This is a genomic window from Marinoscillum pacificum (genome assembly GCF_024714495.1).
Taxonomy (GTDB): Bacteria; Bacteroidota; Bacteroidia; order Cytophagales; family Cyclobacteriaceae; genus Marinoscillum; species Marinoscillum pacificum.
Genome location: NZ_JAMZMJ010000016.1, coordinates 50,932 through 63,940, shown reverse-complemented (window position 1 = coordinate 63,940; position 13,009 = coordinate 50,932). Strand labels below are relative to the sequence as shown.

The following is a 13,009-nucleotide window of genomic DNA, read 5'->3' as shown; positions in this document are numbered from 1 at the left end:
GGCACAAATTACCTTTAACCAAATTGATCCGTAATTTTCCCTACCTTAACCGAGGTATAGTTTGAAATTCTTTTGTCTATGAGTCAACCAATTATCATCATGGGAGTATCTGGATCTGGTAAATCCACCATTGGTTCTATGCTAGCTAAAGAGCTGAATTACAACTTCTTTGATGCAGATGATTATCATCCAAAAAGCAATAAAGATAAGATGGCGAGCGGCCAACCATTGAATGATGCCGATCGACACCCATGGTTGCTGAAGCTTGCTGAGCTCCTTCAATCCAATAAAACAGCTATATTGGCTTGCTCTGCACTAAAAGAATCTTACCGAGAGCTAATGGATCCAAATGAAACCTATTCATGGATTTATCTGAACGGAAGCAAAGAACTGATATCAGCACGCATGAAAGCTCGTGAGGGACACTTTATGAAAGCAGGTATGTTAGACAGTCAATTCGAAACACTGGAAATCCCAGAACTTGCTTACCATGTCTCCATTGAGCAATCTCCAGAACAAATTATACAGCAAATACTGACATACTTAAAAGAAGACTAGGCTCCCTCCCATATGCTCTTCAATGATTATTTTGCATCAAAAGGAAATCATATGAAGAGGATATTCGCATTATGCACACTATTACTGCTTGTCCAAACAACATTCGGCCAAGCAGACATTGAAAATATTGACCAATATTTTGCCAAAGCTCAGAAGGACTGGAAGATTCCAGGTATGGCAGTAGCTGTAGTTAAGGATGGAGAAATCGTCTTATCAAAAGGCTATGGAACCTTATCTCTTGACTCAAAAGAGCCAGTTACCAATGAGACACTCTTTGCCATTGCTTCGAATACCAAGGCATTTGTAGCGTCCTCTTTAGCCAAATTAGTTGCTGAAGGTAAAATCAACTGGACTGATAAAGTAGTAGATTATCTACCCTACTTTGAGCTATATGATTCCTATACTACAGCTCACACCACTATCGAAGATTTGCTTTGTCACCGCGTTGGCTTAGGAACATTTAGTGGAGATCTCATGTGGTACAAAAGTGAACTGACAGCCGAAGAAGTAATCAAAAAAGTGAAGTTTGTTCCTCAGGCATATGAATTCAGAGCTGGCTATGGCTATTCTAACCTTATGTTCATCACCGCTGGAGAAGTCATCAAAAAAGTAACTGGAAAAGAATGGAGCGACTATGTAAAAGAGTCCTTTTTCAACCCACTGGGAATGACTAGATCCATCACCTCAACAGATGACTTATCCGACAAAGGAAACTTTGCAATGCCTCACAAACCACTGGAAAACAAACAAGAAGTAATCGACTGGGTAAACTGGGACAACATGGGAGCTGCTGGTGGAATCATTAGTAGCGCAGATGATATGGCCAAATGGATGATGATGAATATTGAGCATGGTATCTGGAATGGAGACACGATCATTAATTACAATCAACACAATTCCATTTGGACTCCACACAATAACAACAAAGTTGCTACCAACAGTTATGGAAGACATTTCTCCGGATATGGCCTTGGTTGGGGACTAAGCGATTATCATGGCAATATGGTGGCTACTCATGGCGGTGGATATGATGGAATGTATTCATACCAAATGCTCATTCCAGATCAGAAATTAGGCATTATGGTATTAACCAACACAATGAAAGGAATCGGCTGGCCGATAGCCCAATACGTGGCGGATCGATATTTGAATCTGGAAGAAAAAGACTATTCCAAAGAGCGATTAGAAGCTTCTGAGAAAAACAAAGAGCAGGGAAGTGAAATTGATAATCGTGTAGATAAACGAAAAAAGAAAGCAGCTCCTACTTTAGAGAAATCGGATTACACAGGCTCTTTCTTCTCCGGAATGCATGGAAAAGTAACCATTTCTTTAAATACTGATGGCACATTTAAAATGGAGTTCGAAGATGCTCCGAAACTCAATGCCACTCTAACACATTGGCATTATAATATCTGGCAAATCAATTGGAATGAAACACATGCCTGGTTCGATTTTGGAACTGTCCAATTCCTACTTGATAACAACCTAAAAGTGAATGGCCTGCAATTTGATGTACCGAACGGAGACATCTTCTTTGATGAAGTAAACCTTAAAAAGATTAAATAATTAGGCAGTGACTTGTTCAGTCACTTCATCAAACAATGGCAAATAGACAGTAAATGTGGTTCCAATTTTCTCTACACTATCCACTTCTATTTTGCCATTGTTCATTTCCACAAATTCGTAGACCAACTGTAGCCCAAGTCCCAAACCTCTTTCTCCTCCAGTACCATACGTACTAGATAGGTCTTGTAGCTTACCCAATAGCACCAATTTATCCGCAGGCATACCAAGTCCGGTATCATAAATCTTGATAATCGCATTCTTTTTATCTCGTGTAGCAGCTATACCGACCTTTCCGCCAGGCATCGTAAACTTCAATGCATTATTGACTAAGTTCCTTAGAATGGTCATGGTTGTATTTTTATCTGCCCAAAGAAAGATCTGCTCATCAATTCTGGCACTGAGTTCAATGTTTTTACCTTGAGCCATATTATCAAGAGTCTCTACCAACTCTTGTGCGAGTTCATTGAGATTAACTTTTTCAGGAACATTAGGAAACTGACCTTGTTGTTTCATTGCCCAGCTCAATAAGTTATTCAATAGATTATTCAATCGATCTACTGACTGATCAATATCATCTGCTACTTCCAACAGTTGATCCATATCCTTTGCTTCCACAAAGAATTTGATCAAACTACTGATACCATGAAAGGAATTAATAGGACCTCTCAAATCATGTGAAATAATAGAGAAAAACTTGTCTTTGGTCTGATTAAGCTCTTCCAGCTTTTGCTTCTGAAGTTCTAAAACAGCATTTGTTCTGGCTTTATTACGGTAATACATGAGAATAACAATCGCAAGAATTACCAAAATAATTGAAATGATAATGGTCGCGTTGATAACCGTGCTTTGATACTCTTGTTCTGCAGTTAGAAGATCAACCTCGGATTGTTTTTTTGCCAATTCAAAAGCACTTTCCAGGTTCTCCATTTGACTTAATATCTCGTCATTAGAAATACTGTCTTTTAACTGAACATACTGTTGATGGTATCGGTAAGCCGTTTCATAATCTGAACTCATCGCATAGATATCCGCAAGCCGTCTTGAATTATCTCGTATTTCCGCCTTCAATCCATATCTCTGTGAAATTGACATACTAGAATCCGCCAGAACTTTCGCTTGCTTTAAATATCCCTTCTTACCGTAAATTTCAGCCAGATAGCTCAAAAAAATGGCACTTCCATAATGATCACCAAGAGTCTCCAATGATCCGATGGCGGCTTTGATATTAAACTCTGCCTCTTCCAGATTTCCTAGTTCTGCTTGTACCAATCCAATATTGCCAAGGTTATAAGCTAAGCCCGAAGCGTCATTCCCAAGATTTTCATAGATGGCTAAAGATGACTGAAAGCTCACCAAAGCAGAATCATACATGGAAGACAAATAATACTCATCTCCCATATTGAGCAAAATGATTGCAAGAAGCGTGCTATCTGATTTAGTCAACCATTTCATCGCCTCTTTGTAATAGAGTATGGAATTGGTATGATTTCCTACAATTGAGTGCACATCAGCCAATGCAGTGTTAGCGGCAGCTATACCTTTGTCATATTGATCTTCTTCAGCAATTGCCAATGCTTTGAACAAGCTATAAATAGCAACGTTAAAATCGCCCATTAATCGATAGGCTTGTCCTTCATTTACATATCCATGATGTAAATAGCGAAGACTTTTAACTTTCTTAGCTTCCTCAATAAGCTTGCTAGCGAATTTTAACTTTTGTCTTGGATCATTTTGATTATTAGCAATCTCTTTCAACAAGTTAAATCTAGCTGTATCTCCTTCCGGCAACTTATTATAAACTTCTATTAGACTATCTGCCTGGAATTGATTCTGAGCATTGGACTCAATACCGAATAAAATCAGTAAAAAAGCAAAGTATTTTAGGTAGCTGGAGGTCATGTGATTAGGTTTATCACTCATACCTGATTATCAGATATATACCCCAAAGTTAATAAAGACCCAGAAATGAGTATCACCGAAGAATAAATACTAATGAATTTCAGCTAACTCTTTTCCCAATTCATATTTTGGAACAGTGAACTTAAAGCTCGTGCCAGTATTAATTTGGCTCTCAACGGATATTTTCCCCCCAATCATTCCTACAAATTCATGCACAAGTTGCAATCCTAGCCCAAGTCCCTTTTCACCTGCAGTTCCATAAGTAGATTCCTCTGATTGACCATTGAAAAGTGTTTTCAATTTGTATTCAGGAATACCCACTCCCGAATCTCGAATCACAACGCTAGCAGTGCGATTTTTCTCCTCAACCAAAATACTTACCTGCCCGCCTTCCGGTGTAAACTTCAACGAATTACTGATCAGGTTTCGAATAATGGTGGAGGTAATATTCTTATCCGCCCAAATAACCATTTGATCATCAATATCACACGTCAAACTAATATTTTTACTTTCTGCAAGCGTCTTTAAGGAACCTACAATTTCTAAAACCAAGGTTTTCAAAATGATCTTTTCTGGAATATTAGGAATATCCCCGCGTTGCTGCATGGCCCAGTTTAACAAATTATCTAACAATGATGAGAGTCGATCAACTGATTTACTGATATCATCTGCCATTTCTATCAATTCATCTGTTCGATTGGAAATAGCCAAAAACTTAATCATCCGACTCACTCCGTAAAAAGCACTAACTGGCCCTCTCAAGTCATGAGAAATAATGCTGAAAAACTTATCCTTGGTTTGATTAAGTACTTCCAGTTCACCCTTCTGTCGGGTAAGCTGAACATTCATTCGCGACTTTGATCGATTTTGTCTCATCAACACTATCACAAAACCACCCAACAAAACAAAAAATGCTAATACAACGATTAACACTACATCTCGGCTCTTCTTTTCCGCGGCATATACCTGTATTTCTGCATCCTTTTGTGCTAGGTCAAATTCTGACTGCAGATTGCTTATTCTTGCATACGCCTCAACGTTTTCTAGTTCATCTTTTAACTCAACATAGGTCTCGTAATTGGTAAAAGCTCCTTCTAAATCTCCAATACTTTTTTGAATCTGACTTAAAAGCAACAGACCATCCCTTACCTGCTCTTTAATTTCCAGCAATTCTGAATTTCTGATAACTTCTTTGGTGGCAATAAGAGCAGAGTCCAATCTATCTGTTTCAAAGTACAACCGCCCTATTAATATTTTGAATGTCAAATAAGCTTTACTGGATGGGTCCAAATGACTCAGCACTCGTTTTAATTGGATTTCTGCCGAATCTAATTTTCCAAACTTCAGGTTCATCATGCCTATATTTCCACTAATTAAGTGTCTGGCACCATAATTTTTAGAATAAGCAATATCGTAAGCCTTACGAAAGTAGACATTTGCCGAGTCAAAGACGCCATTTTGATAATATGCTTCAGCGAGGTTATTGTAGGAAATACATTTTAAATACAAAGCATATTCATGCTTTTCAGCCCATTCTATGCTTTTTTCAAAGTACATGAACGATCTCTGCATATCACCTAACCTCCCATAAACGGCACCAAGAAGCCCATAATGATTCTGAAGGTTTAAACCATCTGATTTGGCGGCATCCAACGCTTGCAACAAATATTTAGCTGCTATTTCATATGCACCTTTATCCTTAAAGGATTGACCAAGATTAACACAAGCAGAGGATACGTAATAATTATTTTGGAGCTCGATGGATTCATGTAGCAAGATGTGCCCATATTTAATTGAAGAATCCTCCTGAAAACGGTAATCGCGAGTCAGAAACGCTAAAGTTTGAAGACGATCCTCAACACTTAATTCCTTAGAGAGTACATGCTTAAGACTATCAATTGACTCATTACTTGATAATGCAATATGCTGCATCCCAAGGAGCAACAAGAAAGTAAAAACATGTTTGCAGCAACTCATCATTATAACTAAATCAAAGTTAGCGAATTATTGCCTGAACCAATCAACACCTCAAAACCAAACACAAATCAACTCTCGACTAATTGTTCTGAGTAAGAAAATAGAGGCAAACTGATTTCGAAGGTAGTTCCCTTTCCTTCTTCACTACTCACATCAATTCTTCCTTGATTCATTTCTATAAACTCATAGACCAGCTGAAGGCCAAGACCAAGCCCTTTTTCCCCGGCAGTGCCATAAGTGCTTTTCTTATCCTGTAGTTTAAAAAGGTTCTCTAATTTGTCTTGTGAAATACCAACCCCAGTGTCTTTAATCTTAATAATAGCCCGATCGTGTTTAGAATACGCTTGTATCATAACTGCACCTGTCTCAGGTGTAAATTTCAACGCATTACTCACCAGATTTCTAAGAATCGTCATGGTCGTATTCCTATCCACCCAGAGGTCTATAGACTCAGAAATGTCAGCTTTCAAATCGATGAGCTTTCCTTGAGCCATATTTTTTAAGGTCTTCACAATCTCATCCGCCATGTCATTCAGAGATACTTTTTCAGGCACATTAGGAAAATGACCTTGTTGCTGCATGGCCCAATTGAGGAGATTATCTAGAAGCGCAGAAAGTCTTTCCACAGAGTCATCAATATCATCCGCGATTTCGAGTAGTTGATCAGTTTCTTTTGCCTCTACTAAAAACTTGATCATTCTACTTATACCCATAAATGAACTTACCGGGCCGCGTAAATCATGAGAAATGATGGAAAAAAATTTGTCTTTGGTTTGATTAAGCCGTTCCAATTCCTGGCTTGTTCTGCTTTTTTGCTTGTAGTATTTGTAAACAATTAACCCAAGTATGAGCAGCACCACAGCAAGCAAGGTAATTGCTGCCATGATGACCCGCTCAGTCTTTTGTTGTGCCGTAAGTACGTCTACTTCAGCTTGTTTTTGACCAACTTCATATTCCGTGCGGATATCAGCAATCTTTTGAATGGTTTCTTCATTATTAATACTATCCCTGAACGCGACATACTGTTTGTGATAATAATACGCACTGTCTATGTTTCTCTGCATTTCAAATAGCTGAGATAACTTCAGACTTGCATCTCTTATTTGTTCTTTCAGACCATACCGAATAGCTAATTGCATACTTTTTGACGCATACTTTAAAGCAGAATTTATTTCATGCTTCTGCTCATAGATATCGGCCATATAGGTGAGGTAAATTGATATCCCATAATAATCCTCCATCTTATCAAGACTATTCACAGCCAGTTGTATGTTCTTTTCCGCAGAAATAAAATGACCCTGCTTGGCATAAACCAACCCGATGTTTCCTAAACTATACGCAACTCCAATTGTATAATCTAAATCCTGATAAATCAGTTGAGATGCTTCAAAGTAGAAAAGTGCAGAATCCAACTCACCATAATTGAAATATTCATCTCCCAAATTGAGCTGAACAGAAGCAAGTGTCAACTTATTTCGTCCTGTTAGTGCAAAAATGGCTTGCTTGTAATAGTCAATGGCATTTTGATGACTCCCTAATATTGAATATATATCAGCGATAGCAACAAGTGATTCGCCAACACTATTTGAGACGACTGCTTCTTGTCTTTTTGATATTTCTAAACATTTAAAAAAAACCTGAAGGGCACTATCTAAATTTCCCAATTTGCGTAGTGCATCACCCAATTGATAATACCCTCTGAGAACTCCTATTTCATCGCCATTTTTTAAGGAGAAATCAATCATTTCATTGGAATATCGAATTTTCTCTTGTGGGTTTGTAGAATTGAAAGCTATACTCCAAACGAGCTCACTATACTCTGAAGCATTTAAATCTCCATTAGCCTGTTTGTCATAAATAAATAAGAGACTATCCGCAATACGTTGATCTTGCGAATAGCCTCTCAGGAAAACTAAAAGAAATATAATAACGCAGAAATTACACCTCAAATCAAGTCCCTCCTTTTATACTAATTTTCGGATCTACCTCATGACAGTTCCCATCACTATCTACAAATCGTATAGTATATTTAGGCTCGTTATCAATTATCGCATCAGGTTTCACTTTGACTATCCACATTCGGTTGGTATATTTTGGCTTAGGTGGATTGACAAAGTCATCATTGTCAACAAAGTCGATCCCTGTAATGATCTTCACTCCAGGACCAGCCATCCAGATCATTAATTCATTTTGCTTAGGATATCCAGTTACAGTTTCAGGCGAAACTTCTTCCCAGGAATTGTCATCATCAGAAAAATAGAGTTTACCATTCTTGTACTTAAGAATGTTTACTACAGCATATCTAGCCATGGTCAGTTAGGTTTATTACGTAGGTGAATTAAAAAGTATGGGAAGTTAAAAATTTATCACAAAAAACGTAACCAGCAAGACAACTTATGTTGCAATTACTTCTTCTTCTAGATCGTAAAGTGGTAAAGTAACGGTAAATGTAGTCCCCACAAGTTCTTGACTCGACACTTCAATTTTACCTCCATTCATTTCTACAAACTCATAAACTAACTGCAATCCTAAACCAAGCCCCTTCTCTCCAGAAGTACCATAAGTACTCTTTTTATCTTGTAACTGAAATAAATTTTTCAGCTTCTCCTGTGGTATTCCCACTCCTGAATCAATGACTTCAATAACGGCTTGATCGGCATTTTTGGAAGCTGAGATGGTAACACTTCCTCCATCGGGTGTAAATTTCAAGGCATTATTGACCAAATTGCGTAAAATGGTCATAGTGGTGTTTTTATCCACCCACAAATAAATAGGCTGCTCGATCTGTGCTTGCAAGTCTATTTGCTTTCCCTTAGCCATCGTATCCAGCGTACGAATCAAATCCTCCGCTACTTCATTTAAATCCACTTTCTCAGGCACATTCGGGAAATGACCCTGTTGCTGCATTGCCCAATTGAGTAGGTTATCTAATAATGCGGACAATCGATCGACAGACTCATCAATATCATCAGCTATTGCCAGAAGCTGCTCCGTTTGTTGCCTATTAACAAGGGATTTGATCATTCTACTAATCCCAAAAAAGGAACTTACTGGTCCTCTTAAATCATGTGAAATAATGGAGAAAAACTTATCCTTGGTCTGATTGAGTCGTTCCAATTCCTCATTGGTTTTGGTTTTTTGCCGATAATACTTCAGGATAACCAACCCAAGAATCAACAGTACAGCGGCCAATAAAGAAATACCAATAGTTATTAAACGCTCCTTATCTCGTTCGGCATTGACCAGATCCAGTTCTGCTTGTTTTTGCCCAACCTCAAATTCTGTTTTCATGTCCCCGATTTTTCTAATAACCTCAATATCTTTCAGGCTATTATCAAGTTCTATAAACTCCTTGTAGCTTTTTAACGAATTCTCATAATCACCTTGAATTTCATATAGCTGACTCAACAACTTATACCCATCACGTAACTGCTCTTTAAACTCTCCCTTATTCGATTTGGCAATAACATCCTGTGTTAATGAAATGGCTTTAACAACCTGTTTCTTTTTCATGTAAACTTCCGCCAGCAAAATCTGAAAAGTCAACTTTGCATCCGAAACTTTAACTAAGTAATCAACAATTTGGCGTAGTTGAACTTCAGCAGAATCTAACCTTCCAATCTTTAGGTTAACCATTCCTAAATTACCAGTAAGAAACTTAGTGTACACGAGTTTTTGAGCTTCTTTAGCATGCTCTACTCCAATAGAAAAATAGTAATATGCCGAATCAAGTTGATTGTTTTGATAGAAAGCCTCACCAAAATTATTATAAGCCTGGATTAGTCTGTTTGAATCTTCATTTTGATGAAATTCTTTGATCAATCTATGAAAGTATAAACTACTTTTTTCCATATCACCAATCCGACCATAAACAGTAGCCAGCAATGTTTCCGCAGGACTTGTTTTTTCATTAATCTCAAGTTTTAGTTTCAAGGACTTGTAGAGATAATCAATACTTTGCTCATAATTCCCTTTATCCTTAAGTGCTTGCCCCATATAGAAATACGCACTAGCTAGATAGTATTTATCATCCTGACTTATATCTATCAATTGTTGCGCATAAGCGATAACAGAATCCGGCTGACTAAGCAAGTATGCAGTTAATGATGTTAGAACTTCTCGTTTTTCCTGAACATCAACTCTTGATAACTTCTCTTTAAGACTATCAATTTTGGTCTGACTAGAGTATGCAATCAAACCGACAAATTGAATTATGAATGACAACCATAATTTCTTTGACATAAAAAAAGCGATTCACCGTTGAATCGCTAATTTATAAAGGTTTACTCGTCAAACCTATTCTTTAAGGCTGAGCACAATTGTTTGAATCCTCTTCATCACAAATGTCCATATCTGGATCCACTGTAATAGTTTTCTTAGACCCAGCCAATACCACAGTAATATCATATTTACAGGTATCTCCAGTCTTACAGCTTTTCTTCACTTTACCTTTCTTATCTTTTTTACCCCCAGATATAGACTCAAACAAGTCACCTGTTTTTGGTGTAATGGTAACTTCATCAATTGTTTTATCACCTATCCAGTCGATATCAGATCCACTGTTCACTACAGTGTATGGTGATTGAGGACCTACAATTCCCCAATTGGTTTTATCATCTGCACTCCACCAAAGTTTATTTTGGGAGTACCTCAAGTTTATTACTACTTTTTTAGCCATAGTTGTTTTTAGGTTTTTGGCGGTTGAACAATTAGTTATCCCGCACAATATATATCAATTGATATAATCCCAACAAACGGCTTTCGGTGAATTACCTATTACATTCGGTTAAGCACAAAAAAAGACCTACCGAAAATCGACAGGCCTTTTTACATTGGTTGCTAATATTATCTTTAATGTCTTTTGTCTTAAAATTTTTGGTTGATGTACCATCTAATGCTCAAAAGCTTCGAGATTTGCTGTGGATCTGATGAACCCTCGATATTCTTATCAACATGTCCCTTAATTTTTGAAAGTGTTGACTCAAGCATTGCAAGCTCTTCTGCATCAAATCCTTCAAATGAATCACTAAGTGCGGTCTGGTTGGTAGCTGTCATAATCATATGCATTTATGTGTTTGGACAATACAAATATTGTTTAATCACATAAATCAAAAAATTAATCATAAGCCAGTGGGAATTATTAGGAATGATTGGGAATTATCGAGAGTAAATTCGAAAAAACAGCCCCCTGAATGACCTACAATATGATAATTCTGATGAGAAATCAGATGATTCCAAGATTTTAGAGCAGTTACATTCAGCGACAAATCAAATATCTCTATTGTACCTCCAGGTTTACTGCATTTAAATGCAGTATCCATAATGTTTCTCAACACTAGCTCCAAATGCCCTCTATCAGCACAAATCCTCCTCTCTGTACTCAATTGATATTATAATTTCAACTTTTACCTTTACTATGATCACTATTTACATCCAGAAGGCCACAAACAATCTTCGAATCAGTGATTGCTGTTACTCCCGTCTATGCAAACGAGTATTTCCTACAATATCACGAGCCCCAAAAAAGTGGCAGCACAAAGTAGAGGTATACGCTAATAAGGAGAATCGAAATAATATTCAGCACTATTCCAGTCTTGATCATGTCACTTATTTTCAGATAACCTGAACCAAAGACTACTGCATTTGGTGGTGTAGCAACTGGAAGCATGAATGCGCAAGAAGCCGCCAATGTTGCTCCTGTCATTAATAAAAGTGGATTAACCCCTATCGCTTCAGAAAGCGGAGCGATTACAGGCAAAATCATCGAGGTGGTTGCGACGTTGGAAGTGATCTCGGTTAGAAAGTTAACACTGCCGACGACCCCCATTAAAATGACCGCCACATTACTACCTTCCAAAATGGACAGGTATGAGCCCAGCCAGGTTGCCAGCCCTGTTGACTTAAATCCTTCAGCTATTGCCAGTCCACCACCAAAAAGCAAAACGATTCCCCAGGGAATCTGTACAGCACTTTCCCAATCCATAATTTTTGGCTGACGTCTCGCATTGATTAAAAACAATGAGACTCCAGCCATAATTGCTATTGTCGTATCATCCATTCCTGGAATGAGTTTTGAAAAGATGAATGAACGAGTGATCCACAAGAATGCAGTAACACAAAACACAACTAATATACGCTTTTCTTCGAGGCTGATTGGTCCTAGGTCTTTCAACTGCTGATTGATTTCACTCTGATTCGTTTCTCTTACAGAAGAAACCTTAAACGCAATGCGTGTCAAGTAAAGCCAGGTAATGATCAAGAGTGTAACAGAGATCGGAAATACCATAAAAAACCATTCTGAGAATATCAGTTCAGTTCCATAATATTGCTCCACTACTCCGGACATCACCAAATTTGGTGGAGTACCAATCAAGGTAGAAATCCCTCCAATAGAAGCTGAGTAAGCTACGCCAAGCATTAGTGCTTTTCCAAAACCATCTGCCATTCCTGATTTCGATGATTGCAACTGCATAACGATAGCCATACCTATTGGCAGCATCATCACACTTGTAGCGGTATTGCTAATCCACATACTCAAGAAGGCTGTAGCCAGCATAAAACCCAAAACAATTCCTCGCTGACTTACTCCTATCGTTTTAATTAGGTTCAAAGCAATTCGCTTATGCAAATCCCATTCTTCAATAGCTACTGCCAGCATAAATCCACCTATATAGAGGAATACCATTTTATGACCATAGGCTGCTGTGGTTTCCCCAATGCTAAGAGCGCCGGTAATCGGAAACAAGACAATTGGCAAGAACGAAGTAGCTGGAATAGGAATAGCTTCTGTCACCCACCAAATAGCCACCCAGCAAGTCACAGCCAACACCATAAACGCCTGATCATTGAGCTCAGGAAATGGCCTAAGCAGCAACAACAATGCAAAACAAAGTGGACCTAATACTACGGAAGATTGATGAAGAATTCTTTTCAGACTCATGTCCAAATCTAACAATAACGGTTTTTCAAATTGAGAAGAGATTCTCCAAAATGAAGCAAAAAGCTACGA

The 13,009-nt window shown here is 38.0% G+C and carries 10 protein-coding genes; 2 read left to right on the top strand and 8 right to left on the bottom strand.

The window, feature by feature from the left end; translation table 11 throughout:
• The first annotated feature begins 78 nt into the window (after nucleotides 1-78).
• Together NXS00_RS23760 and NXS00_RS23755 are read left to right on the top strand one after the other, a co-directional pair.
• A complete protein-coding gene (locus NXS00_RS23760) occupies nucleotides 79-558 on the top strand; it encodes a gluconokinase (RefSeq protein ID WP_258101785.1) in 480 nt (159 codons plus the stop codon).
• A 51-nt stretch (nucleotides 559-609) separates the two neighbouring features.
• Nucleotides 610-2,124, top strand: a complete 1,515-nt coding sequence (locus NXS00_RS23755; RefSeq protein ID WP_258101784.1) for a serine hydrolase — start codon at nucleotides 610-612, stop codon at nucleotides 2,122-2,124.
• On the opposite strand, the gene NXS00_RS23750 is transcribed toward NXS00_RS23755, so the two are convergent.
• The 8 genes from NXS00_RS23750 to NXS00_RS23715 all read right to left on the bottom strand — a co-directional run bounded on the left by NXS00_RS23750 (nucleotide 2,125) and on the right by NXS00_RS23715 (nucleotide 12,940).
• Nucleotides 2,125-4,023: a tetratricopeptide repeat-containing sensor histidine kinase gene (locus NXS00_RS23750; protein ID WP_258101783.1), complete on the bottom strand. Its 1,899-nt coding sequence runs from the start codon at nucleotides 4,021-4,023 to the stop codon at nucleotides 2,125-2,127.
• A gap of 90 nt (nucleotides 4,024-4,113) precedes the next feature.
• Nucleotides 4,114-6,003 carry a tetratricopeptide repeat-containing sensor histidine kinase gene (locus NXS00_RS23745; protein WP_258101782.1) on the bottom strand — a complete coding sequence of 630 codons (1,890 nt, stop codon included), beginning with the start codon at nucleotides 6,001-6,003 and terminating at the stop codon, nucleotides 4,114-4,116.
• Nucleotides 6,004-6,068: 65 nt separating this feature from the next.
• Nucleotides 6,069-7,949 (bottom strand): tetratricopeptide repeat-containing sensor histidine kinase, encoded by a 1,881-nt coding sequence (locus tag NXS00_RS23740; RefSeq protein WP_258101781.1) that lies wholly within the window; start codon nucleotides 7,947-7,949, stop codon nucleotides 6,069-6,071.
• A 1-nt stretch (nucleotide 7,950) separates the two neighbouring features.
• A complete protein-coding gene (locus NXS00_RS23735) occupies nucleotides 7,951-8,310 on the bottom strand; it encodes a hypothetical protein (RefSeq protein ID WP_258101780.1) in 360 nt (119 codons plus the stop codon).
• Nucleotides 8,311-8,394: 84 nt separating this feature from the next.
• Entirely contained in the window at nucleotides 8,395-10,242 is a 1,848-nt protein-coding gene (locus NXS00_RS23730; RefSeq protein ID WP_258101779.1) for an ATP-binding protein, read from the bottom strand.
• Between the two features lie 61 nt (nucleotides 10,243-10,303).
• Nucleotides 10,304-10,678 carry a hypothetical protein gene (locus NXS00_RS23725; RefSeq protein ID WP_258101778.1) on the bottom strand — a complete coding sequence of 125 codons (375 nt, stop codon included), beginning with the start codon at nucleotides 10,676-10,678 and terminating at the stop codon, nucleotides 10,304-10,306.
• A 188-nt stretch (nucleotides 10,679-10,866) separates the two neighbouring features.
• On the bottom strand, nucleotides 10,867-11,055 hold the full coding sequence (locus tag NXS00_RS23720) for a hypothetical protein (protein ID WP_258101777.1): 189 nt from the start codon (nucleotides 11,053-11,055) through the stop codon (nucleotides 10,867-10,869).
• 454 nt (nucleotides 11,056-11,509) lie between these two features.
• Nucleotides 11,510-12,940 (bottom strand): SLC13 family permease, encoded by a 1,431-nt coding sequence (locus NXS00_RS23715; protein WP_258101776.1) that lies wholly within the window; start codon nucleotides 12,938-12,940, stop codon nucleotides 11,510-11,512.
• Between the last annotated feature and the right edge of the window lie 69 nt (nucleotides 12,941-13,009).